21 protein-coding genes are annotated in these 23,765 nt (G+C 68.9%); 10 read left to right on the top strand and 11 right to left on the bottom strand.

The genetic code is table 11. The features are described 5' to 3' along the window. Positions 1-31: 31 nt before the first annotated feature. Positions 32-1,837, bottom strand: coding sequence for a chromosomal replication initiator protein DnaA (gene dnaA / locus B7R87_RS15955; RefSeq protein WP_078902247.1), 1,806 nt, complete (start codon positions 1,835-1,837; stop codon positions 32-34). Positions 1,838-2,235: 398 nt separating this feature from the next. Between dnaA and rpmH the strand changes: the two genes are divergently transcribed. The 9 genes from rpmH to B7R87_RS15910 all read left to right on the top strand — a co-directional run bounded on the left by rpmH (position 2,236) and on the right by B7R87_RS15910 (position 8,835). Next, positions 2,236-2,373, top strand: a complete 138-nt coding sequence (rpmH, locus tag B7R87_RS15950) for a 50S ribosomal protein L34 (RefSeq protein ID WP_006348049.1) — start codon at positions 2,236-2,238, stop codon at positions 2,371-2,373. Between the two features lie 18 nt (positions 2,374-2,391). Further along, the gene (gene rnpA, locus B7R87_RS15945) at positions 2,392-2,763 is read left to right on the top strand and encodes a ribonuclease P protein component (RefSeq protein ID WP_040915545.1); all 372 of its coding nucleotides are present in this window, start codon (positions 2,392-2,394) and stop codon (positions 2,761-2,763) included. Then, positions 2,760-3,140, top strand: coding sequence for a membrane protein insertion efficiency factor YidD (gene yidD / locus B7R87_RS15940; protein ID WP_006348051.1), 381 nt, complete (start codon positions 2,760-2,762; stop codon positions 3,138-3,140). Before rnpA ends, yidD begins: the two co-directional genes overlap by 4 nt. Before the next feature lie 3 nt (positions 3,141-3,143). Beyond that, the gene (gene yidC, locus B7R87_RS15935) at positions 3,144-4,412 is read left to right on the top strand and encodes a membrane protein insertase YidC (protein ID WP_006348052.1); all 1,269 of its coding nucleotides are present in this window, start codon (positions 3,144-3,146) and stop codon (positions 4,410-4,412) included. A 16-nt stretch (positions 4,413-4,428) separates the two neighbouring features. After that, positions 4,429-4,941 (top strand): Jag family protein, encoded by a 513-nt coding sequence (locus tag B7R87_RS15930; RefSeq protein WP_006348053.1) that lies wholly within the window; start codon positions 4,429-4,431, stop codon positions 4,939-4,941. 114 nt (positions 4,942-5,055) lie between these two features. Then, positions 5,056-5,772, top strand: a complete 717-nt coding sequence (gene rsmG / locus B7R87_RS15925; protein WP_006348054.1) for a 16S rRNA (guanine(527)-N(7))-methyltransferase RsmG — start codon at positions 5,056-5,058, stop codon at positions 5,770-5,772. Between the two features lie 226 nt (positions 5,773-5,998). Then, positions 5,999-7,075 carry a ParA family protein gene (locus B7R87_RS15920; RefSeq protein ID WP_078902248.1) on the top strand — a complete coding sequence of 359 codons (1,077 nt, stop codon included), beginning with the start codon at positions 5,999-6,001 and terminating at the stop codon, positions 7,073-7,075. Further along, entirely contained in the window at positions 7,072-8,169 is a 1,098-nt protein-coding gene (locus tag B7R87_RS15915; RefSeq protein WP_078902249.1) for a ParB/RepB/Spo0J family partition protein, read from the top strand. Before B7R87_RS15920 ends, B7R87_RS15915 begins: the two co-directional genes overlap by 4 nt. A gap of 48 nt (positions 8,170-8,217) precedes the next feature. Then, positions 8,218-8,835, top strand: coding sequence for a GNAT family N-acetyltransferase (locus B7R87_RS15910; RefSeq protein ID WP_006348057.1), 618 nt, complete (start codon positions 8,218-8,220; stop codon positions 8,833-8,835). Between the two features lie 87 nt (positions 8,836-8,922). Here B7R87_RS15910 and trxA read toward each other — a convergent pair whose 3' ends face one another. The 7 genes from trxA to B7R87_RS15875 form a co-directional block, all read right to left on the bottom strand. Next, positions 8,923-9,252, bottom strand: a complete 330-nt coding sequence (gene trxA / locus B7R87_RS15905; protein WP_006348058.1) for a thioredoxin — start codon at positions 9,250-9,252, stop codon at positions 8,923-8,925. A 74-nt stretch (positions 9,253-9,326) separates the two neighbouring features. Continuing rightward, on the bottom strand, positions 9,327-10,277 hold the full coding sequence (gene trxB / locus B7R87_RS15900; RefSeq protein WP_006348059.1) for a thioredoxin-disulfide reductase: 951 nt from the start codon (positions 10,275-10,277) through the stop codon (positions 9,327-9,329). Between the two features lie 124 nt (positions 10,278-10,401). Next, positions 10,402-11,319, bottom strand: a complete 918-nt coding sequence (locus B7R87_RS15895; protein WP_130584989.1) for an anti-sigma factor family protein — start codon at positions 11,317-11,319, stop codon at positions 10,402-10,404. After that, positions 11,316-12,020, bottom strand: coding sequence for an RNA polymerase sigma factor SigM (gene sigM, locus B7R87_RS15890; protein ID WP_040915552.1), 705 nt, complete (start codon positions 12,018-12,020; stop codon positions 11,316-11,318). Before sigM ends, B7R87_RS15895 begins: the two co-directional genes overlap by 4 nt. 149 nt (positions 12,021-12,169) lie before the next feature. Beyond that, positions 12,170-13,939, bottom strand: coding sequence for a protein kinase family protein (locus B7R87_RS15885; RefSeq protein ID WP_006348063.1), 1,770 nt, complete (start codon positions 13,937-13,939; stop codon positions 12,170-12,172). Between the two features lie 136 nt (positions 13,940-14,075). Beyond that, on the bottom strand, positions 14,076-16,358 hold the full coding sequence (gene murJ, locus B7R87_RS15880; protein ID WP_006348064.1) for a murein biosynthesis integral membrane protein MurJ: 2,283 nt from the start codon (positions 16,356-16,358) through the stop codon (positions 14,076-14,078). A 44-nt stretch (positions 16,359-16,402) separates the two neighbouring features. Next, positions 16,403-18,661, bottom strand: a complete 2,259-nt coding sequence (locus B7R87_RS15875) for a DUF6049 family protein (RefSeq protein WP_040915554.1) — start codon at positions 18,659-18,661, stop codon at positions 16,403-16,405. A 255-nt stretch (positions 18,662-18,916) separates the two neighbouring features. Here B7R87_RS15875 and B7R87_RS15870 point away from each other — a divergent pair, with 255 nt between their 5' ends. After that, positions 18,917-20,359, top strand: a complete 1,443-nt coding sequence (locus B7R87_RS15870; RefSeq protein WP_006348066.1) for a CCA tRNA nucleotidyltransferase — start codon at positions 18,917-18,919, stop codon at positions 20,357-20,359. A 143-nt stretch (positions 20,360-20,502) separates the two neighbouring features. Here B7R87_RS15870 and B7R87_RS15865 read toward each other — a convergent pair whose 3' ends face one another. From B7R87_RS15865 to B7R87_RS15855, 3 genes are all read right to left on the bottom strand, one after another. Beyond that, a complete protein-coding gene (locus tag B7R87_RS15865) occupies positions 20,503-21,804 on the bottom strand; it encodes an MFS transporter (RefSeq protein ID WP_006348067.1) in 1,302 nt (433 codons plus the stop codon). 102 nt (positions 21,805-21,906) lie between these two features. Next, the gene (locus tag B7R87_RS15860) at positions 21,907-22,989 is read right to left on the bottom strand and encodes an inositol-3-phosphate synthase (RefSeq protein ID WP_006348068.1); all 1,083 of its coding nucleotides are present in this window, start codon (positions 22,987-22,989) and stop codon (positions 21,907-21,909) included. A 59-nt stretch (positions 22,990-23,048) separates the two neighbouring features. Beyond that, positions 23,049-23,750, bottom strand: a complete 702-nt coding sequence (locus B7R87_RS15855) for a PadR family transcriptional regulator (protein WP_040915549.1) — start codon at positions 23,748-23,750, stop codon at positions 23,049-23,051. Positions 23,751-23,765: the final 15 nt, after the last annotated feature.

The raw sequence follows: 23,765 nt of genomic DNA, 5'->3' as shown, positions 1-23,765 counted from the left end.
AAGGGCCGCGGATCCCGCCCGACGGCCGCGCTCAGCCGTTCTTGATGCGGTTGGTCAGCTCGGTGACCTGGTTGTAGATGGAGCGGCGCTCCGCCATCAGCGCACGGATCTTGCGGTCCGCGTGCATCACCGTCGTATGGTCCCGGCCGCCGAACTGCGCACCGATCTTCGGCAGCGACAGATCGGTCAGCTCCCGGCAGAGGTACATGGCGATCTGCCGGGCCGTGACCAGCACCCGGCTGCGGGAGGAGCCGCAGAGGTCCTCCACCGTCAGCCCGAAGTAGTCCGCGGTCGCCGCCATGATCGCGCCCGCCGTGATCTCGGGCGCCGAGTCCTCGCCGCCGGGGATGAGGTCCTTCAGCACGATCTCGGTCAGCCCGAGGTCGACCGGCTGCCGGTTCAGCGATGCGAAGGCGGTGACGCGGATCAGCGCGCCCTCCAGCTCGCGGATGTTGCGGGAGATCCGCGAGGCGATGAACTCCAGCACCTCCGGCGGCGCGTTCAGCTGCTCCTGGACCGCCTTCTTCCGCAGGATCGCGATCCGGGTCTCCAGCTCGGGCGGCTGGACATCGGTCGTCAGACCCCACTCGAAACGGTTCCGCAGCCGGTCCTCCAGGGTCATCAGCTGCTTGGGCGGCCGGTCGGAGGAGAGCACGATCTGCTTGTTGGCGTTGTGGAGCGTGTTGAAGGTGTGGAAGAACTCCTCCTGCGTCGACTCCTTGCTCGCCAGGAACTGGATGTCGTCGACGAGCAGGATGTCCACATCGCGGTAGCGCTTGCGGAAGGTGTCGCCCTTGCCGTCGCGGATGGAGTTGATGAACTCGTTGGTGAACTCCTCGGAGCTCACGTACCGCACCCGCGTGCCGGGGTAGAGGCTGCGCGCGTAGTGCCCGATGGCGTGCAGCAGATGGGTCTTGCCGAGGCCGGACTCCCCGTAGATGAAAAGGGGGTTGTACGCCTTGGCGGGGGCCTCCGCCACCGCGACGGCGGCCGCGTGGGCGAACCGGTTGGAAGCGCCGATGACGAAGGTGTCGAAGAGGTACTTGGGGTTCAGCCGGGCGTGCGGCTCCCCGGGCCCGCCGGGTGAGGGCGACGACGCCCCCGACCCGCCCGGCCCGCCGAGAGCATCGCCGCCCGACGGCCGCCCCGGTCCCTGGAGACCTGCCGGCCCGGTCCGGTGCGGCTGCTGCGGGGGCTCGGCATCCCGCCGGTCCTGGCGCTGCTGCTCGTAGGCCGGGCGCTCGGACTGCTGCGGGCCGCGGTATTCGTGCGGCATCCGGTGCCGGCCCGGCGTGGCGTACGGATCCCGGTCCTGGAACCCGCCGAGGCGCGGCTGCTGCCACGACAGGTCCTCCGGGGTACGCGGCCAGGCGCCAGGCTCGGGGCGCTGCTGCTGGTACTCGGGGTAGGCGGGGCGGATCTCCGGCAGCCCGTCCTCGGCGGGACGGTGGCCGTAACCCCCGTAGGGATCGCTCTGGCGGTAGCGCTCGGGGCCCGGCTCGCCGGGTTCGTCGTAGAGCGGCCCGGCGGGCGGGGGCGGCTGGTGCGGGGCCGCGGGCTCGGCCGCCGAATCGTCGACCGTGATCGCGATCCGGATCGGACGGCCGCACTCCCGGCTGAGCGTCTCGCTGATCAGCGGCGCCAGCCGGCCTTCGAGCACCCGCTTGCCCCACTCGTTGGGGACGGCAAGCAGTGCGGTGTCGGCGACCAGCGCCAGTGGCTGGCAGCGCTCGACCCACTGCTTGTCCTTGGGCTCGATGCCCTGCTGGCCCTCGGCGAGGAGCTGTTCCAGCACTCGTGGCCACACTGCGGCAAGATCGGCAGGTACGTCAGCCACGAGCCACGCTCTCTCGAAGGTCCCGCACGCTGCCGAAGGGGTGGTCCGGGTGGTGGGGGAAGGACAGTCAAGGACAGAAAGGAAAGATTCGGAGTTCAGCCAAGGTAGTCAGCGCGACCCGGGTGGTTCAAGTTGTTGTCCACAGGCTGTGCACAGAGGGCCCTGTGCGGCGGGGTGAGCGGGGGGCGGCCGAAGGCTGGTTTGACCGGATGGCGTAGCCGCGCGTACCGTAACCAGGTCGAGTTGTCGATGGCTGCTGCCGCCTGCCTCCGATGGGCAAAGACCACTTTCCGTGGTTGTGAAGCGGTGCACTCGGGCGAAACGCGAGCTTCTCGTGGGCGCACGGTGACAGCCAGGCGATATCCCGCCACCTACGAATCTTCATCTGGAGCCCCCGAGTGAGCAAGCGCACCTTCCAGCCGAACAACCGTCGCCGGGCGAAGACCCACGGTTTCCGTCTGCGCATGCGTACCCGTGCCGGCCGCGCGATTCTCGCGTCTCGCCGCAGCAAGGGTCGCGCGAGCCTGTCCGCCTGATCGCGTACAGGTCATGACGTGCTGCCTACCGAGAATCGGCTGAGGCGGCGCGAGGACTTCGCGGCCGCGGTACGACGGGGACGCAGGGCCGGACGCCCCCTTCTCGTCGTCCATCTACGCAGCGGTTCACCGGACCCGCACGCGCCTGGGGAGAGCGCTCCCCCGACGTGTGCGGGTTTCGTCGTGAGCAAGGCAGTGGGTGGTGCGGTCGTGCGCAACAAGGTCAAGCGCAGACTGCGGCATCTGATACGCGACCGGCTCGCCGAGCTTCCCGCCGGTAGCCTGGTGGTCGTACGGGCGCTGCCCGGAGCGGGCGACGCCGATCACGCACAGTTGGCCCGGGACCTGGACGCCGCATTTCAGCGGCTCCTGGGAGGGGGCGCGCGATGAAGTACCCGCTGCTGGCTCTGATCAAGCTGTACCAGTGGACGATCAGCCCCATGCTGGGGCCCGTCTGCCGGTACTACCCGTCGTGTTCCCACTACGGATACACGGCCATCGACCGGCACGGTGCGGTGAAAGGCACGGTGCTCACCGCCTGGCGGATCCTGCGGTGCAATCCGTGGTCACCGGGCGGAGTGGATCATGTGCCTCCGCGGAAGCGTCCACGGTGGCACGAGATGCTGCGCAATGCCCTGCGGGGCAAGGACGGCCATGCCGGCACAGAGGGCGGGCACGGTTCCGGAGAGCCTTCGGTGCCGTCGGGAGGGGATTCCGCACCCCCGAGTCCGGCCGCAGAGACCTCGCCCAAAGCTCAAGGAGCCTGATTAGTGGACACGATTGCCAGTCTCTTCAGTTTTATCACCACGCCCGTCTCGTGGATCATCGTCCAGTTCCACAAGCTCTACGGGGCGATCTTCGGCCCCGACACGGGCTGGGCCTGGGGACTGTCCATCGTGTCGCTGGTGGTCCTCATCCGTATCTGCCTGATCCCGCTCTTCGTGAAGCAGATCAAGTCGATGCGGAACATGCAGGCGCTCCAGCCGAAGATGAAGGCGATCCAGGAGCGCTACAAGAACGACCGGCAGCGTCAGTCCGAAGAGATGATGAAGCTGTACAAGGAGACGGGTACCAACCCGCTCTCCTCGTGTCTGCCCATCCTCGCGCAGTCGCCGTTCTTCTTCGCGCTCTACTACGTGCTCTCCAAGATCGCATCCGGTGATGTCGTCGGTGTCATCAACGAGCCGCTGCTGGCCAGTGCCCGGCAGGCGCATATCTTCGGCGCCCCGCTGGCGGCCAAGTTCACGGACAGCCCCGAGAAGGTCCAGGCTCTGGACGCCTCGCTGACGGATGTCCGCGTCGTCACCGCAATCATGATCATTCTGATGTCGGCGTCGCAGTTCTACACGCAGCGCCAGCTCATGCAGAAGAACGTCGACCTGACGGTGAAGACCCCGTACATGCAGCAGCAGAAGATGCTGATGTACATCTTCCCGGTGATCTTCGCGGTCATGGGCATCAACTTCCCCGTCGGCGTCCTCGTCTACTGGCTGACCACCAACGTCTGGACCATGGGTCAGCAGATGTACGTGATCAACCAGAACCCGACGCCGGGCAGCAAGGCCCAGGACCATTACCTGACCCGGCTGCTGAAGTCCGCCACGCAGCGTGGCGAGATCGGTTCCCGCCGTCGTCGCAAGGTCGTCCAGGCGGTTGTCGCCAAGGGAGCGGACCGCAACGACAACGAGCGCAAGTTCATCACCGGTCTGGCCAAGGCCGGATTCGCGGCCCAGGCGGACGGCTCGATCGTGAAGAGCGAGACCGTCGAGACCGAGGCCGAGGGCGGCACCACCAGGCGCCAGCAGCCGAAGCGGCAGAGCAAGTCCCAGCGGCAGTCCACCGCTGCACAGCAGCCCACGAGCAAGGCGGCCGAGGACGAGTCCGGCTCCGACGACACCGAGTCGAAGCCGTCGCTCCGCAAGGATTCGTCCCAGAGCGCCAAGTCCAAGCAGCCCCGGGCCAACTCGGGCCGTCAGCAGCCCAAGTCCGGACAGCGCAAGGGCCCGCAGCGCCCCAAGCACCCGTCGTCCAAGAAGTAGTAGAAGGAGTCCATCCGTGACGGAAGGCACCATCTCCGCTGCCGCGGAGGAAGGCGACACCCTGACCCGCCTTGAGCAGGAGGGGGAGATCGCCGCCGACTACCTTGAGGGTCTGCTCGACATCGCCGATCTCGACGGCGACATCGACATGGACGTCGAGGCCGACCGGGCCGCTGTCTCGATCATCAGTGAATCGGGCGGTCGCGACCTTCAAAAGCTGGTGGGACGCGACGGCGAGGTTCTGGAAGCTCTGCAGGAGCTGACCCGTCTCGCCGTGCACCGCGAGACCGGGGACCGCAGTCGGCTGATGCTGGACATCGCGGGCTTCCGGGCGAAGAAGCGCACCGAGCTGGCCGAGCTGGGCGCCAAGGCCGCCGACGAGGTGAAGAACACCGGTGAGCCGGTGAAGCTCCAGCCGATGACGCCCTTCGAGCGCAAGGTCGTGCACGACGCGGTCGCCGCGGCGGGTCTGCGCAGTGAGTCGGAGGGCGAGGAGCCGCAGCGCTTCGTCGTCGTCCTCCCCGCCTGACCCCGATCGTTCCCTCGGCCCCGTCTGTAGCGCAGACGGGGCCGATCTTTGTCAGCCTGATAGTCAGCCACCACGGTCCATGAAGCGATAGTGCGGTACGGAAGGACGGTTCCCGTGACGGAGGCAGCGGAGCTTCCCCAGGCGCCCGAAGCGGCGCGGACGGTCTTCGGAGAGTACTTTCCGGAAGCCGTGCGCTATGCGGAACTGCTTGCCGACGCCGGGGTCAAGCGCGGTCTGATCGGCCCCCGCGAGGTGCCCCGGCTGTGGGAGCGCCATCTGCTGAACTGCGCGGTGCTCTCCGAGGTGGTGCCCGAGGGCGTCACGGTCTGCGATGTGGGTTCCGGTGCGGGTCTGCCCGGTATCCCGCTGGCCCTGGTCCGTCCTGATCTGAAGATCACCCTGCTGGAGCCGCTGCTGCGGCGTACCAACTTCCTCCAGGAAGTCGTCGAACTGCTGGGGCTCGACCATGTGACCGTGGTCCGGGGCCGGGCCGAAGAAGTCCTCGGGACGGTACCCCCGGTTCATGTGGTGACGGCCCGGGCCGTGGCTCCTCTCGACCGGCTGGCCGGCTGGGGCGTTCCGCTGCTCCGTCCCTACGGCGAGATGCTGGCGCTCAAGGGGGATACCGCCGAGGAGGAGCTGCGGGGAGCCCGAGCCGCGCTGAGCAAGCTCGGTGTGGTGGAGACGTCAGTCCTCCAGGTCGGTGAGGGTCTGGTCGACCCCCTCTCCACCGTGGTCCGGGTAGAGGTCGGAGAGAGCCCCGGCGGTGTGCGATTCGCGGCGAAGCGCGCCAAGGCCGCCCGTACCAGCCGCACCCGACGCCGCCGCTGAGGGCTCCCGTACGTACGTATGCCGGAGTGTCGTGCGGGCGCCGCTCCATGGTCCGGGCATCGTGTTTCACGTGAAACGTCGCTCACTGCTGCACGGAATCATCAGCCGCGGGCGTGCCGCCGCCCCGATTCGGAACCGGAGGCCCCTCGGAGGGGTCACGAAGTTGTCCACAGAGCTGGATTCATCCACAGAAGCACGGGCCTCGCTGGTTCATGACCCTGAAAGCATGGCAGGCTCTGTTCATCGCGAGCCTGAAGTCGAGGAGAGTGAATCCTTGCGGTCCGACGCCAACATCGCGGGACCGATGACCGATCCGGTCCCCGGTCCCCGTACCGAGTCGCCCGGAGACGATGTTTCACGTGAAACACCGGCCCCGATGGATGACACCCCCATCGGCCGAGCTGCCCAGCTTGCCGTCCAGGCACTGGGGCGGGCCGGTGAAGGTCTTCCCCGGCCCGAGCAGACCCGGATCATGGTGGTCGCCAACCAGAAGGGCGGGGTGGGCAAGACCACGACCACGGTCAATCTGGCCGCCTCCCTCGCCTTGCACGGTGCCCGTGTGCTGGTGGTCGACCTCGACCCCCAGGGCAATGCCTCCACGGCACTGGGCATCGACCATCACGCCGAGGTTCCCTCGATTTACGACGTCCTGGTGGAGAGCAAGCCGCTCTCCGAGGTGGTCCAGCCCGTTCCGGACGTCGAAGGACTCTTCTGCGCCCCCGCCACGATTGATCTCGCCGGTGCGGAGATCGAGCTGGTGTCGCTGGTGGCGCGGGAGAGCAGACTTCAGCGGGCGATCCAGGCCTATGAGCAGCCGCTGGACTACGTCCTTATCGACTGTCCGCCGTCGCTCGGCCTGCTGACGGTCAATGCCCTGGTCGCCGGGGCCGAGGTGCTGATCCCCATCCAGTGCGAGTACTACGCACTGGAGGGCCTGGGCCAACTGCTGCGGAACGTGGATCTGGTGCGGGGACATCTCAATCCCGCGCTCCATGTGTCGACGATTCTTCTCACCATGTACGACGGCCGGACCCGGCTTGCCTCCCAGGTGGCCGACGAAGTCCGCAGCCACTTCGGTGAGGAGGTACTGCGGACCAACATTCCGCGGTCCGTCCGGATCTCGGAGGCCCCGAGCTATGGGCAGACGGTGCTGACCTACGACCCGGGTTCCAGCGGCGCCCTGTCCTATCTGGAGGCGGCCCGTGAGATTGCCCTGCGCGGGGTGGGCCTTCAGTACGACCCGCACCATGCCCATGTGGGCACAGAGAACAGCCGGCAGAACATTTCGGAGGGTATCCAGTGAGCGAGCGACGTAGAGGGTTGGGGCGTGGGCTCGGTGCCCTGATCCCTGGCGCTCCCCAGGAAAGGCCGGCCTCCTCCGGCGCAACGCTGAGCTCACCCGGGGCGATTCCGGTGCTGACCGAGCAGCGTGGTGTCGCAGCGGCCAAGGTCGCCACCCTGCCGTCGGCGGCCGTCCCCCTCGACACCACCATCGACTCCACCGGAGCGGATGAGACTTCCGCACTGATGACGCCTTCCGGCGCTCACTTCGCCGAAGTGCTGCTGGACGCGATTACGCCCAATCCGCAGCAGCCTCGTGAGATCTTCGACGAGGACGCCCTGGCAGAACTGGTCACCTCCATCAAGGAGGTCGGCCTGCTTCAGCCGGTCGTCGTCCGGCAGACCGGCCCGGAGCGCTTTGAGCTCATCATGGGTGAGCGTCGCTGGCGAGCCTGCCGTGAGGCCGGTCTGGAGCGGATCCCCGCAATCGTCCGGGAGACGGAGGACGAGAAGCTGCTGCTGGACGCGCTGTTGGAGAACCTCCATCGCGCCCAGCTCAATCCACTGGAAGAGGCTGCCGCCTACGACCAGTTGCTGCGGGACTTCAACTGCACCCACGATCAGCTCGCCGACCGGATCGGACGGTCGCGCCCTCAGGTCTCCAACACCCTGCGGCTGCTGAAACTGGCGCCCACGGTCCAGCGGCGGGTGGCCGCGGGAGTACTGACGGCCGGGCACGCTCGCGCGCTGTTGTCGGTGGAGGACCACGAGGAGCAGGACCGGCTGGCGCGCCGGATCGTCGCCGAAGGACTGTCGGTGCGTTCGGTTGAAGAGATCGTCACTCTGCTCGGGTCCGACCCCAAGAGCACGGTCAAGCCGAAGAAGGGCCCCCGTGCCGGTGCCCGGGTCTCCCCCGCGCTGACCGATCTCGCCTCCCGGCTCTCCGACCGCTTCGAGACCAGGGTCAAGGTCGACCTGGGCCAGAAGCGCGGCAAGATCGTCGTCGAGTTCGCTTCGATGGAGGATCTGGAGCGCATTCTCGGAACCCTTGCACCCGGTGAGGACCGTGCCCTGGAGCGGGGGCTCATCCAGGGCGGACAGGACACCGACGACTGAGGCTGCCGCCGGCCGGGCGGACGGGGACGGAACGGAGGAGCGGTCTCTATGGGGCGTCGGCTGGTACCTCTCACCCTGGACAATCTGTCGGACCTCCCCAAGCGCTGCCGCTCCTGTGTCTTCTGGGAGCTGGACCCGGTCAGCGGTGATGCCGCTGTCAGGGCGGGCCGGCCCGAGTTGGAGAAGGAAGCCTGGATTTCAGCGGTCCTGCTGGAGTGGGGATCCTGTGGCCGGGTCGTCTATGTCGACGAGGTAGCGGTCGGCTTCGTTCTCTACGCCCCACCGGCCTATGTGCCGCGTTCCCTGGCCTTTCCGACCAGCCCGGTATCCGCTGACGCCGTTCAGCTGATGACGTCCTGGATCAACCCGGGTTACCAGGGGCAGGGGCTGGGCCGGGTCCTGGTGCAGACCGTTGCCAAGGACGTACTGCGGCGGGGCTTCAAGGCTGTCGAAGCCTTCGGCGATGCCCGCTGGCAGGAGCCCGCCTGCCTTCTCCCGGCCGACCATCTGACCGCGGTGGGATTCAAGACGGTCCGACCGCACTTCTCGTATCCGCGACTGAGGCTGGAGCTGAGAAACACGCTCTCCTGGAAGGAGGACGTCGAGCAGGCTCTGGACCGGCTGCTCGGTGCGGTGCAGAAGGAGCCGGTACTACGGCCGCTCTGACCGGACAACAACGGAGGGCCGCCACCCGATCGGGTGGCGGCCCTCCGTCATGTTTCACGTGAAACATGGGCGCGTGGGCGCCGCTCACTAGCCGAGGAAGTTCTCCAGGTCGCGGACGATGGCGGCCTTCGGCTTGGCACCGACGATCGTCTGCGCGACCTCGCCGTCCTTGTAGACGTTCAGGGTCGGGATCGACATCACCCCGTACTTGGCAGCGGTGGCCGGGTTCTCGTCGATGTTGAGCTTGACGACCTCGATCTTGTCGCCGTGCTCGGCAGCGATGGCCTCAAGGGACGGCGCGATCTGACGGCACGGGCCGCACCAGGCCGCCCAGAAGTCCACCAGAACGGGCTTCTCGCTCTTGAGGACCTCTTCTTCGAAGGTGGCATCCGTTACGTTCTTCAGCGCGCCGGCCACGGCGGGCCTCCTTTGATCAATCTGGGGTGGGGTGAGGGGAGCGGCCCGAGCAGACCCTGGGGGGGTTGCTCGGGTCAGTTGGACTTCTCGGCGTCGGCCAGTGCGGCCAGGAAACGCTCGGCGTCCAGCGCCGCGGAGCAGCCGGTGCCGGCGGCCGTGATGGCCTGGCGGTAGGTGTGGTCGACGACATCGCCCGCGGCGAAGACGCCGGTGAGGTTGGTGCGAGTGGAAGGCGCCTCGACCTTGAGGTACCCCTCGTCGTCCAGGTCCAGCTGGCCCTTGAACAGTTCGGTCCGCGGGTCGTGGCCCACGGCGATGAACAGACCCGTGACCGGCAGCTCGGAGGTCTCCCCCGTCTTGGTGTTCCGCAGGGTCAGTCCGGTGAGCTTCTGGTCGCCGTGGACCTCGGCCACCTCACTGTCCCAGGCGAACGCGATCTTCGGGTCGGCGAAGGCACGGTCCTGCATGGCCTTCGAGGCCCGCAGGCTGTCCCGGCGGTGGACGATCGTCACGGACTTGGCGAACCGGGAGAGGAAGGTGGCCTCCTCCATCGCGGTGTCGCCACCGCCGACCACGGCGATGTCCTGGTCCTTGAAGAAGAAGCCGTCGCACGTGGCGCACCAGGAGACCCCGCGGCCGGAGAGAGCGTCCTCGTTCGGAAGGCCGAGCTTGCGGTGCTGGGACCCGGTGGTGACGATGACCGCCTTGGCCCGGTGAACGGTGCCCGCGGTGTCGGTGACCGTCTTGATCTCACCGCTGAGATCGACGGAGACCACATCGTCCGGGATCAGCTCGGCGCCGAAGCGCTCGGCCTGGGCCCGCATGTTGTCCATGAGGTCCGGCCCCATGATGCCGTCACGGAAGCCGGGGAAGTTTTCGACGTCGGTGGTGTTCATCAGTGCACCACCGGCGGTCACGGCGCCTTCGAAGACCAGCGGCTTCAGGGAGGCCCGTGCGGTGTAGAGCGCCGCCGTATAACCGGCGGGTCCGGAGCCGATGATGATCACGTTTCGGACGTCGCTCACGGGTCTCTTCCTCGTCTCTGCAGGCAGCCTGCTGACTGTTCGGCCGGGGCAATGGCTCTCACCCCACCCAACGGATCCTACGGGGGATGCATTCCCGTACTGTCACGCAGCGCGCTCGGAAGGGTCAGCGTCGGGAGAAGGAGTCCGTCAGCAGGAGCTCTCCGGTGTCCGAGGGCGAGCTGCCGGTACAACCGGCATCGACGACGAACGCCTCGACCTGCTGGATGTTCCCGATGACCGGGAGGACCAGGAGATAGGCGTCCGTGCCCCGGTACCGGCCCCGCTCGACCGCGATGGGAGTCGTGGCACGGCCGGTGCCCTGCTGAACACAGAGAGGAACCTCGGTGCCGGTGCCGGTGGGTCCTTCCAGCTCCGTGCCCGGTACCGCGCCGGTCGGTGAGCCGGGCTGGTCACCGCTGGTCATGGCGCTCCCCCGGTCCCCCTGAGAGGCAGGACGTTCGAGCAGATTCCGTACCCGGGTCTCCAGTGTCGATGCGGAGAACTCTCCCGGCCGGTCCGAGGGCGAGGCGATGGCTCGGTTCGCCGGAGTGCTGCCGGAGTCCCCGCTCTGGAAGAGGAAAGCGCCCACTCCCACGGCGGTCATGCCGACGATGGCGCTCAGAACCGAGTTCCGGCGCCTGCGACGCTGTGCGCCGGTCCGGCCGGGGCCGGTGGCGCCGCGGGCATGACCCGCCGGACGGGTCGCGGTGCCGGCGCCGGCAGTCGGCCCCGGTTCGGCGGGCCCGAAGGCAGCCGTTGTTTCACGTGAAACATGCTCGGGGCGCCCGGCATCCAGTAGTGCCTCGGCGGCCAGTGCGGCGTCGATCCGTTCAGCGACATCGGTCGGCATCCGTGGTGTGCCGGGGACGACCCCCAGCAGTGTGCGGATCTCCTCCAGAGACGCCCGGACATCGGCGCAGAGTTCGCAGTCGGCCAGATGCTGCCGCAGTGGAGCACTCCGGGCGGGGGAGAGCAGCCCCTCCGTGAGATCGGAGATCTCGGAGACATCCGGATGCTGAGTCATGTCGGCCGTGGATGTCACGTGCGTCCACCTCCGCCCTTCACAGCAGCAGGATCGGTCGGCCCTGCGTTCCTTCGGTCCGTTGCCGGTGGGACGGCTGTCCCCGGCGTCCGGTTCCTTCCCCGGCCGGGATCCTCGCTATCCCCGGAGGTACCGCGCAGATGGGTGACCAAGGGGAGTAGCTTTGCTCGCCCCCGTGCACAGCGGCTCTTCACCGTTCCCGGGGGCACTTCGAGCACCTCCGCAGCCTCCGCGACGGAGTAGCCCTGCATATCCACCAGGATCAGGGCCGCCCGCTGCTCCGGCGCGAGTTTGCCCAGGGCGGCCAGTAGCTCGCGGTTGAGGTCGCGGCGTTCTGCTGGTGCTTCCGCGGACTCATGGGGTTCGAGCAGTTGCTCCAGTCGTTCGGTGTCCTCGACGGGTGCGGTTCTCCGGGATGCGGTCTTACGCGCCCGGTCGAGACAGGCATTGACCGTAATGCGGTGCAGCCAGGTGGTGACGGCGGACTGGCCCCGGAAGGTGTGGGCGGCTCTGAAGGCGGAGACCAGGGCGTCCTGTACCGCGTCCGCGGCCTCCTCACGGTCCCCCAGGGTGCGCAGGGCGACGGCCCAGAGCCGGTCGCGGTGCCGCCGGACCAGTTCACCGAAGGCGTCGGGGTGCCCAGCGACATGGCGGGCGAGAAGCTCGGAGTCGCTGGCTGTGTGGGACGCCCCCGTCGTCACGGCCTCCACCCTCTGGTCGGTCCCGTTCGGCGCCTGGAAGCATCAGCTCCGGCCCGGTCTGTCTATCACGATTCCCCCGGGGAAAGGCAGAGCGCCCGGGGAATCCCCGGGCGCCCCCTGACGGCGGGCACGAGTTCGCCGGAGCGGAGTCAGCGCCCGAGGATCCGGATCTCCGAGATGCCGCCCCGGTAGCGGTTCGCCATGGCGGCGGGCGGGAGTTCGGTGATCCGGACGAGCACGTAACGGGTGCGGGTGGGTGTGTCGAAGGAGGCCTTGAGCTGCTTCCCCACCGTCTGCTCGGGGGTGAGCCGCCGGTCGAAGTCCGTGAGCGAACTCGGATCCGAGGCGTTCTCGGCGGCCGCCAGTACCTCCGCCTTGTGGCCCGCTCGGTACAGGTCGATATCGACTCCGGCGACCTCTCGTACGGTGCCGAGGTCGACGATGATTCCGCTGCCCTGGCGGCGGTTGGGGTAGTTCCCGAAGTTCGGGTAGTTCCGGTACTCGGGGGTCACCCAGGACGTCCTGGGGTCACCGTCGATGGTGAGGGGAGCCTCGTGCTGCTGTATGCCGGAGCCGCCCGGCTTGAACTCCGAGGCGTGGTCGACGGTGAGCGGCTCGGCGGGCGCCTTGGGCTTCTCGTCCCCGCCTTGGGGCGGAGCCTCGGGGGTGGAGCCGGAACCCTTGTCGCGGTCGAGCAGCTCCTCCGAGATCTGCCAGCTTCCCAGTCCCAGTGCGGCGATCAGCAGTGCGGCGACCGTCCACTTCAGTGCCTTGCCGGCCCGGCTCTCCAGCGGCGGAGGCGGGACCGGAACCGCATGCGGAGGCATGGCGCCACCGGGCCGGACGGCACCGGGACGCCCGTAGTTGCCCTGCTGGTAGGTGGTGCGCTGATACTCAGGCGGGGCGGCGAACGCCGGCTCCGGCGGCTTGATACGAGGCATGTCCGCAACGGCCTTCACCAGCTCCTCCGGAGTGGTGCAGGGCGGGTCCTGGCGGGATGCCGTGGCGCCGTTGTTGACCAGGGCCCGCATGGAGAGCTCGGAGAGCCCGCGGTGGACACCGGCCCGGACCTGGTCGGGCGGGAGCAGCCCGACGCCCTTGGGCAGCCCCGAGAGGCCGTGGGCGTCGTTCTCGTACGGCCAGCGCTGGGTAAGGGCGGCGTAGAGCAGTGCGCCGATCGCCTCGGTGTCGGTGCGCTGCGGGTGGTCGGCGGTGATGCCGCGCAGTGCGGCGTTCACGGCGAGGCCGCGGATCCGGTACTGGCCGCTGGAGGTCCGCAGGACGGCGCCGGGAGTCAGCTTGAGATGGGAGAGGCCCTCGCGGTGGGCCGCGGCCATGGCCTGGGAGAGCTGGTCGACGAGGCGGTAGGCCTCGTGCGGTTCCAGGGGGCCCATGGCCAGCAGGGTGGTCAGCTCGGTGGCGTCCGGCAGCCATTCGTGGACGACGTAGACGAGATCGTTCTCCTCGACCGCGTCCAGCACCATGACGAACCGGGGGTCGCCCAGAAGGGCGGCGGAGCGGGCGGCTGCCAGGACGGAGCGCGCCCGGGCATGGCCGGCGGGGAGCAGATGGACCCCGACGGCCCGGCGCAGCTTCTCGTCCACGGCACGCCAGCTGCTGAAACCGTCCAGTCGGGTGATGCACTCTTCGAGGCGGTAGCGCTTGGCGAGTTTGTGGCCGCTGTGCAGTTCGGGCACCGCGATGACAGCGGGGACGGCGGGGACGGCGGGGACGGGCTCCTCGCCCTTCTCCGCCGCGCCGGCCTCGTCCGGGACATCCTGGTCGCCGGGGACGGGCAGTTCCGCGGTCTTCTCGGGTCCGGCAGAGCCGTCGGCCGTGGCCTTGTCCGCCTGCGCGGTCGGCGGTTCGTTCCCGCCGTTGTCGGCCACGTCGACGGCAGCCGTGCTACGTTCCGCCACCGTCGTTCCTGCCTCCCCATCCGTTGCGCACAACCAACAGCCATGCCAATTGTGCCCACAGTCCACTGCTATGCACGACACACGGCCCCTGGCGATGGTTGTGCGGCCGCGGCGCAAATGCGCCCCGGCTCGTGTCTCAGCGGCCGAGCCGGCCGCGGACCATGCCGACCATGGAGTTCAGTTCCTCGATCCGCATCCGGCGGGCCGCGAGGAAGAACACCCCGAGGAGGACGACACCGCCACCGGTGAGCGCTGCCAGGGAGGCGAGGGCACCGCTGCCGAGGAGCTTGATGATGCCGAAGGCCGCGGCCCCGCCCAGGAGTGCGGCGGGCACCGACGCGATGCACAGCCGGGTGTACGTACGCATGATGTGCGCCCCGTCGAGATCGCCCCCCAGCCGCTTTCGCAGCCGGCTCCAGGCCACTCCGACTCCGATCATGTAGGCCAGGCCGTACGAGGCGGCCATGCCGACGACCGCCCAGCGGGCGGGCAGCAGGAGGAAGCTGAGACCTGCCGCACCCGCGTTGATCAGGGCGACGATGACGGTGTTGTAGAAGGGTGTCCGGGTGTCCTCGTAGGCGTAGAAGCCACGGAGGACGACGTACTGCACGGAGTACGGAATCAGTCCGAGCCCGAAGGCCATCAGAGTGAATCCGATGTTCCGGGCGCCTTCCGCGCCCGACCCCGCGTACATCAGACCCGCCATCGGGACACCGAGGGCGAAGAAGGCGAAGGCCGAGGGCACGATCGCGACGGCGGAGGTACGGAGCCCGTAGGAGATGTCGTCGCGGACCGCGGCGGCGTCGCCGTCGTGGGCGGAACGGGAGATACGCGGCAGGACGGCGGTCATCACGGAGACCGTGATGATGGCCTGGGGGAGCTGCCACAGCAGCAGCGCGTAGTTGTAGGCGGTGATACCGGTGCCGGTGAAGCCGTGCTTCTCGGCGGTCGCTCCCGCCGAGGTGGCGAGCTGGGTGACGACGATCATGCCGAGCTGGTTGGCGAGGACGAAGAACAGCGTCCACTTCGCGAGTCCGGCGGCCTTGCCGAGCCCCTGGCCCCGCCAGTCGAACCGCAGCTTCATCCGGAAGCCCGCGTCCCGGAGATACGGGAGCATGGCCAGTGCCTGGACCACCAGTCCGAGCATGGTCCCGATACCGAGGAGCCGGACACCCTCCGGGGTGATCGTGGCGGTGTTGACGCCCGACGTGGTGAAGCCGCCGAAGGCCCAGATGAAAGCGGCGAACGAGGCGATGATCACCACGTTGTTGAGAACCGGGGTCCACATCATCGCGCCGAAGCGGCCACGGGCGTTGAGGATCTGCCCGAGCACCACATGGATGCCCATGAAGAAGATGGTGGGCAGGCAGTAGCGGGCGAAGGCGACAGCCACCTCCTTCTTCTGCGGGTCGGAGGCGATCGTCGGCGACATCATGGTCACGAGCAGCGGAGCCGCCACCACACAGAACACGGTGACGCCCGCCAGCAGCACGACCACGAGGGTGAGCAGCCGGTTGGCATAGGCCTCGCCCCCGTCGTCGTCGTTCTTCATCGCCCGCACGAGCTGCGGGATGAAGACCGCGTTCAGGGCACCGCCGCCGACCAGGACGTAGATCATCGTGGGCAGGACATTGGCGACCTGGTAGGTGTCGCTGAGGACGCCGACACCGATCGCCGCGGCCATCACGAGATTGCGCAGGAAGCCGGTGAGGCGGGAGACGATCGTGCCCGCGGCCATCACCGCGCTCGACTTCGCCAGACTGGCCACCCGTCCTCCGGACCGCTGGGGGGCGGCCGGTGCCGGGAGCGGTTCGGGTGCGGGGGCCGGGACGGACCTGCCGGTGCTCTGCTGGTCCCGGAAGAGATGGGCGAAGGCGTCCTGCTGCGGCCGTTCGTCGGCCGCGTTGCTGACCAGGTCGTCCACGCCCGTGTACTGCGTCGTCCGTGCGTCGTCGCCGTACGGGAGATGACGGGAGGGGCCCGAGGGCTCGGGCGGCGGGGTGTGGGCCCAGACCCGGGGGTCCGGCGCGTACTCCGAGGGCGGGGGCTGCTGGTAGAGCGGCTGCTGGTCGGGGTAGGTGCCGGGCGGCGGCGGAGGGTGGGAGGCGCGGTCGTACAGCGCCTCGGCCACCGGGTCCTGGGCGGACAGGTCCTGGGCCCGGTAGGGGTCCTGGGCGTAGGCGTCCCGCAGATACGGATCATGGCCGGGGTCGTAGGGCTGCTGCACCGTCTGGTCGTACGGGTACGGGGCCTGCTGCTGGTACTGGGCGGGATCGTAGGCGTAGGGCTGTGTGCCCGCGTCGTGGGCATAGGGGTGCTGGGCCGGGTCGTGGGCATACGGGGGCTGCGGCGGTGGCGGCTGGTCCGCCGGGTTCGTCCCGGCGCCCTGACCGCGGTCACCGTCGTACGGCGCGTTCATTGCTACCCCACCTCATCGTCCCCGGCCGGTGGCCACGACATCGCTCAACGGTCCACTTTCTCACCCGCGCGCGATCCGTCGCCGCTTTCCCGACGGGTGTCCGGTGTCGGGTCACTCGGCTGCCCGTGATCGGTGCCGTCGCCGCCGTCCCCGGGGGGTTCCGTACCGTCGGGGTCACCGTCGCCACCGGGCTCGGTGCCGGGGCCGTCGGCGGGGGTGTTGCGGGCGGCCGCCCGCTTGCGCTGGGAGTACATCCGGACCCCGGCGAGCACCAGGAGCAGAACGCCGCCCGCGATGACCAGCAGCACGGTGGGGGTGGCCTCGGAGACCTTCACGGTGAACTGCATGGCAGGGCCGTAGAGCTTGCCGTCCTCGGTGTAGAGCTGCGCCGTCATCCGGACCTGGCCGTTGGCGTTGGCCTTGGCGTCGAACTTCACCGACTGGCTGTGGCCGCCCTTGATCTCGATGGGGCGCTCTGCGGTCCCCTTGCCGCCGTCGAGGCTGAGCCGGGCTCCGTTGTCCGAGCTGAGCCGCAGCACCAGCCGGTCGACGTCCTGGACCAGCCGGTTCTGGACGGTCACCGGGATGGTGGCGCTGCGGCCCGAGAGGGTGATCTGCGACTTCTCGATGAGCTGGACTTCGCCGACGAGCCGCCCGAGGGTCGTGCGCACACCGGCGCGGTAGGCCTCGGCGGCCTGCTGCTGGCCCCGCCACGACGTGGACATCTCCCGGTCGATCGCACGGGAGAACGGTGTCTCCACCCGGTCCCGGGCGGTCAGGATGAGCGTGAAGTTGTCGAGGGTCTCCTGGGTGTCCCGGATCTCCTCGAAGGCCCGGTCGGGCAGCTCGCGCTTGCGCAGCTTCTCGGGGTACTGCGACACCGAGGGAGTCCTGCGGTTGGCCCCGCTGTCCGGCCTGGCGTCCGCTGCCGCGAGCAGGTCGATCTGCTGCGTCCAGCGCTGTCCGGCGAGCCCCTGGAGGGCGCGTGCCATGCTCTGCGCCTGCGATGTGGTGGGCATTCGCTGGGGAGCCACGACGATGCTGCGGCCCGCGGGGGCCTCGTCCTGGAGCGCCACTGCCAGGGTCTGGGCCAGGAACCGCTGCACGGCGAGGGTGGACTCGCCGCTGTCCAGCATGTTCCCTTCGAACGCCTTCGACAGCCGGGCGTCGGCGACCACCGCGGTGGTGCCCCCGCCGATCGGCCGGGCCGCGGAGGCCGTGTACGGAAGATCGTCACGGAGGCTGTCGCTGCGGGCGATCACATGGTCGGCGCCCGCGGAGGTGGCGACCTTCACGATCGACGAGTCGATCGCCCCGTCGACGGGCCAGGCGAAGTCCACGGACGGCTTGATGTGCAGGATCGTCTCCACGGTCAGGCTCGCCACCTCGGTGGCGTCCGCCAGCCGCCCGAGAGTGCCCGTCCCGCGGTGGGCCAGGGACGCCAGATCCGGGTCCGCATAGGGGAGGGCGATCACCTTGCGGTTCTGGACCGCGGTCTCCAGGGAGCTGAGCCACTGCTTGGCAACTGCCTGGTTACGGCCCGGAACGGTCTCCTCGCCGCCCTTGCCGTCCTTCACCCGGTAGTTCCGGGTCATGGCGTCCACGGTGGCCAGCAGGTCGGGGTCGATGACCCAGGTGACCGGCAGCCCGCGGCCGAGGGCCACCATCTGTCCCAGCCGGCCCTCGGGGGCGATCTCCTTGGCCAGCGACTCGTCCTCGAAGACCGGGGTGCGCTGCTCGTCGGAGCCGACCTCGGACGTCAGATGGGTCGACGAGATCAGCGGCCAGAGGTAGGTGAGGCGGGTGCGCTTCTCCAGGGTGTCGGGCTGCCAGGGCAGAAAGGTCCGCTCGATGCCCAGGACCTGCCGGTAGGACGAGCCGCGGCTCCGCCCCGAGAGGCTGACCCCGAGCTGGTAGACGCCCGCCTCGCCGAACCCGAGCTCCTCGACGGGCACCGACACGGTGAAGTCCCGGCTGATGCCCGGAGCCAGGGAGGGCAGCTTCACGGTGTACTTGCCGCCCACGGCCGGACCGTCGGCAGCCCTGTCGTACCCCGTGCGCTTCGCGGCCCGGTCTATGCCGGTGCGGCCGTTGACCGGCGGTCCCACATGGAGGTCGACCTCGGGGCTCGTCACCGGCCCCTTGGTCTTGTTGACCACCGTGCCGGATACGGTGAGCGTTCCGTCCTCCTCCGGCACGCTCGGGGTGACTGTGGTGAGACTCACATCCACCGTGCTCGGGCCCGAGGCGGCCGGAGCGGCCCCGGCGGCGGGCGCTGACGACCCGATGAGCCCCACGATCATGGGGGCGACGGCGAGCACGCAGACGGCCCTGCGGAGCCATCGACGGGCAGGCGCGGGGGTCATCCTCCGGAAGTCTGCCGCCTCGGCCACGCGCTCGTCCGTCCCTCGTCGTCTGCTGTCGTCAGGTCGCTGTCGCTCATTGCGTCCACGCATGGTAACGAGGTGCGCCGGGCGGAAGTGCCGCGGACTGCCGTACATGATCGTCACGGCCTTCGGGGGACCCCTGCGGGCCCGGGGGACGTACCCTTCTCTGTTGTGCCGAACGCCAATGAAGACACTCCCTCCGCACTGAACCAGGTGCAACGCCTCGCGGTGACGGAGCTACTGCGGGTAGCCCCCGTCGCGGACGATCTCGCCCGCCGCTTCCAGGAAGCGGGCTTCCGTCTCGCCCTGGTCGGCGGCTCGGTACGGGACGCGCTCCTCGGCCGGCTCGGCAACGACCTCGACTTCACCACGGACGCCCGCCCCCAGGACATCCTGAAGATTGTCCGCCCTTGGGCTGATTCGGTATGGGACGTCGGAATTGCCTTTGGCACCGTGGGGGCGCAGAAGAGCGGCTACCAGATCGAAATCACCACCTACCGCTCCGAGGCCTACGACCGCACCTCCCGCAAGCCCGAGGTCTCCTACGGCGATTCCATCGAGGACGATCTCGTCCGCCGGGACTTCACGGTGAACGCGATGGCCGTCGCCCTGCCGGAGAAGGAGTTCATCGACCCGCACAACGGTCTGGAGGACCTCGCGGCGAAGGTGCTCCGGACCCCGGGCACCCCCGAGGCCTCCTTCTCGGACGATCCGCTGCGGATGATGCGGGCCGCCCGCTTCTCGGCCCAGCTCGACTTCGAGGTGGCGCCCGAGGTTGTCCGTGCCATGACGGAGATGTCGGAGCGCATCGACATCGTCTCCGCCGAGCGGGTCAGGGACGAGCTGAACAAGCTGCTGCTCTCCCACCACCCCCGGACGGGGCTGGCCCTCCTCGTCGACTCCGGACTGGCCGCCCGGGTGCTTCCGGAGCTGCCCGCCCTGCGGCTGGAGAGCGACGAGCACCACCGGCACAAGGATGTGTACGAGCACTCCCTGACCGTGCTGGAACAGGCCATCGCCCTGGAGGAAGAAGGTCCGGATCTGGTCCTCCGGCTCGCCGCACTGCTCCATGACATCGGCAAGCCGCGCACCCGCCGCTTCGAGAAGGACGGCCGGGTCTCCTTCCACCACCACGAAGTGGTGGGCGCGAAGATGACCAAGAAGCGGATGACCGAGCTCAAGTACTCCAACGAACTGGTGAAGGACGTCTCCCGGCTCGTGGAGCTGCATCTGCGCTTCCACGGCTACGGGGACGGAGAGTGGACCGACTCGGCGGTACGCCGCTATGTGCGCGATGCCGGACCGCTGCTCACCCGGCTGCACAAGCTGACCCGCTCGGACTGCACCACCCGGAACAAGCGGAAGGCGGCTGCCCTCTCCCGGACCTACGACGGACTGGAGGAGCGCATTGCACAGCTGCAGGAGCAGGAACAGCTGGACGCCATCCGGCCCGACCTCAACGGCAACGAGATTCAGCAGATCCTCGGCATCGGTCCGGGACCGATGATCGGCAAGGCGTATGCGCATCTGCTGGAGCTGCGGCTGGAGCACGGGCCGATGGAGCGCGACGACGCGGTCAAGGCGCTCACCGAGTGGTGGGCCGCCCAGAGCTAGCGAATGACGATCCGATCGTTGACCGGGTGCGGGGCATGTTTCACGTGAAACATGCCCCGCTTCCATGGGGGGACCGTCGCGGGAAACCGGGTCCGGCGGCGGGCGATGTTTCACGTGAAACATCGCCCGCCGCGCCGCGCCACTCAGTCGGTCCGGCCGTTCCGGCCGGTCGACCGGGGAAGCGCGGGGGTGGTTCTGCTCCAGCGCAGGAGCATCAGGGCGATCCCGGCGTAGATCGCGCCGATCAGTACCACGAGCAGGGCCGAGCGGCCGTCGGGCGGCAGTATCAGCGCGGCGACGGCCGCCGCCGCGACGAACGAGACATTGAACAGCACGTCGTAGAGGGAGAAGATCCGGCCCCGATAGGCGTCGTCCACCGAGATCTGGACGACGGTATCGGTGGTGATCTTCACGCCCTGGGTGACCAGGCCCAGCACGAAGGCGGCGACGAGTATCGGCGCCTTCGCGAAGGGGAGCCCGAGCGCCGGGACGAGTACGGCCGCGGTCGCGGCACAGAAGATCATCCAGCGGTACGGGCCGAACCGTCCGATGGTCCAGGGGGTGATCACGGCGGCGACGAAGAAGCCGGCCCCCGATACGGCGACGGCCACCCCGAGGAGCGCCAGACCGTCCCGCTCGTCCGCGTACCAGGCGTACCGGCAGAGCATCAGCACGGTCACCAGCAGGGCGCCGTAGCAGAAGCGCATCAGCGTGACCGCGGTCAGGACCCGGGCCGCGGCCGGCCGCCGGGCCAGATGGCGCAGCCCGTCCGTCAGACCGCGGGCCGTGGAGACGAGAGCGGCCCCCAGACGGGGCTGGACCCGCTCCGGATCGGGGCCGAGGAGGTCGCGCCCCATCCGCAGGGAGGCCAGTCCGGCGCAGAGGTAGAGGGCGGCCCCCAGGAGGACCACCGCCGCATCGGAGTCGGCGACGACCAGCCGTACGACGAAGGCGAGCCCGCCGCCCGCGGTCGCGGCCAGGGTGCCGGCCGTGGGCGAGAGGGCGTTCGCGATGACCAGCCGCTCTTCGTCGACCACCCGGGGCAGTGCGGCGGAGAGCCCGGCGAGGACGAAGCGGTTGATGGCGGTGACCGACAAGGCCGAGACATAGAACAGCCAGTCGGGTACGGAGGCCAGGATCAGCAGGGCGGTGCCGCAGGCGAGCAGGGCCCGCAGCAGATTGCCGTAGAGCAGCACCTGACGGCGGCGCCAGCGGTCCAGCAGTACCCCGGCGAAGGGGCCGATCAGGGAGTACGGCAGCAGAAGAACGGCCATGGCCGAGGCGATGGCCGCGGGCGAGGTCTGCTTCTCCGGTGAGAACACCACGTACGTGGCGAGCGCGACCTGGTAGACGCCGTCCGCTGTCTGGGACAGCAACCGGACCGTCAGCAGTCGGCGGAAGTTCGTCAGGCGCAGGAGTACGCGCAGATCACCTACGACGGGCATGGGGTCAAGCGTCACACACCGGCCCGGCACAGATGCGGAGGGTCCCCGGTGAACCACCGGGGACCCTCCGTAGCCTTGCGCCACTGCCCTCGCGGGCGGGGATCAGCGCTCGGTCTCGCCCTTGATGAACTTCTCGACGTTCTCGCGGGCCTCGTCGTCGAAGTACTGGACCGGCGGGCTCTTCATGAAGTAGCTGCTGGCCGAGAGGATCGGGCCGCCGATACCGCGGTCCTTGGCGATCTTCGCGGCGCGCAGGGCGTCGATGATGACGCCGGCCGAGTTCGGGGAGTCCCAGACCTCCAGCTTGTACTCCAGGTTCAGCGGGACGTCACCGAAGGCACGGCCCTCCAGGCGGACGTACGCCCACTTGCGGTCGTCGAGCCACGCGACGTAGTCGGACGGGCCGATGTGGACGTTCTTCTCGCCCAGCTCGCGGTCGGGGATCTGCGAGGTGACGGCCTGCGTCTTCGAGATCTTCTTGGACTCCAGCCGGTCGCGCTCCAGCATGTTCTTGAAGTCCATGTTGCCGCCGACGTTCAGCTGCATCGTGCGGTCCAGGACGACGCCCCGGTCCTCGAAGAGCTTCGCCATCACACGGTGCGTGATGGTGGCGCCGACCTGCGACTTGATGTCGTCACCGACGATCGGGACGCCGGCCTCGGTGAACTTGTCCGCCCACTCCTTGGTGCCCGCGATGAAGACGGGGAGCGCGTTGACGAAGCCGACCTTGGCGTCGATGGCGCACTGCGCGTAGAACTTCGCAGCGGCCTCGGAGCCGACGGGGAGGTAGCAGACCAGAACGTCGACCTGCTTGTCCTTGAGGACCTGGACGACGTCGACCGGGGCCTCCGGCGACTCCTCGATGGTCTCGCGGTAGTACTTGCCCAGACCGTCGAGGGTGTGGCCGCGCTGCACCGTGACACCGCTGTTCGGCACGTCGCAGATCTTGATGGTGTTGTTCTCGCTGGCGCCGATGGCGTCCGCCAGGTCCAGGCCGACCTTCTTGGCGTCCACGTCGAAGGCCGCCACGAACTCGACGTCCCGGACGTGGTACTCCCCGAACTGGACGTGCATCAGACCCGGCACCTTGCCGGCCGGGTCGGCGTCCTTGTAGTACTCGACGCCCTGCACCAGCGAGGCGGCGCAGTTGCCCACGCCGACGATGGCTACGCGAACCGAACCCATTCCGGTTGCTCCCTGTGTGATTTCGGTATTCCGGATGAGACCCTGCGGACCGCGGGGTCTCAGTTGGCGGTGCCGTCGGACGGATCCGGCGGGGTGGCGGGCCCGGAGGTCTCCGCGTCCCCACGCCGGGGCAGGCCGTCCCCGGGCCCCGCGGTGTTCTGCTGCTGTGCTGCGGAGCCGGGGGAGGAGCGTCGCTGATCCCGTCCCGCCCGCTCGCTCTCGATGAGCTCGTTCAGCCAGCGCACTTCGCGCTCCACGGACTCCATTCCGTGGCGCTGGAGCTCCAGCGTGTAGTCGTCGAGCCGCTCCCGGGTGCGGGCGAGGGAGGCGCGCATCTTCTCCAGACGCTCCTCCAGCCGACTGCGGCGGCCTTCCAGCACCCGCATCCGCACCTCGCGCTCCGTCTGCCCGAAGAAGGCGAAGCGAGCCGCGAAGTGCTCGTCCTCCCAGCTGTCGGGGCCGGTGTGCGCAAGCAGCTCCTCGAAGTGTTCTTTCCCTTCCGCCGTCAACCGGTAGACGATCTTGGCGCGGCGCCCTGAGAGTGGAGCGGCCAGGGCGTCGTCGGGAGCATTTCCCGGTTCCTCGATCAACCAGCCGTTGGCGACCAGCGTCTTGAGGCAGGGATACAGGGTCCCGTAACTGAAGGCCCGGAAGATCCCCAACGAAGTGTTGAGCCGTTTCCGCAGCTCGTACCCGTGCATCGGGGCTTCACGGAGGAGACCGAGCACAGCGAACTCAAGAATTCCCGAGCGCCTGCTCACCCTGGCCTCCCTTCG

This window comes from Streptomyces tsukubensis (assembly GCF_003932715.1).
GTDB classification, from domain to species: domain Bacteria; phylum Actinomycetota; class Actinomycetes; order Streptomycetales; family Streptomycetaceae; genus Streptomyces; species Streptomyces tsukubensis.
The sequence above is the reverse complement of the archived record's forward strand: the minus strand, read 5'-3'. Positions and strand labels throughout refer to the sequence as shown.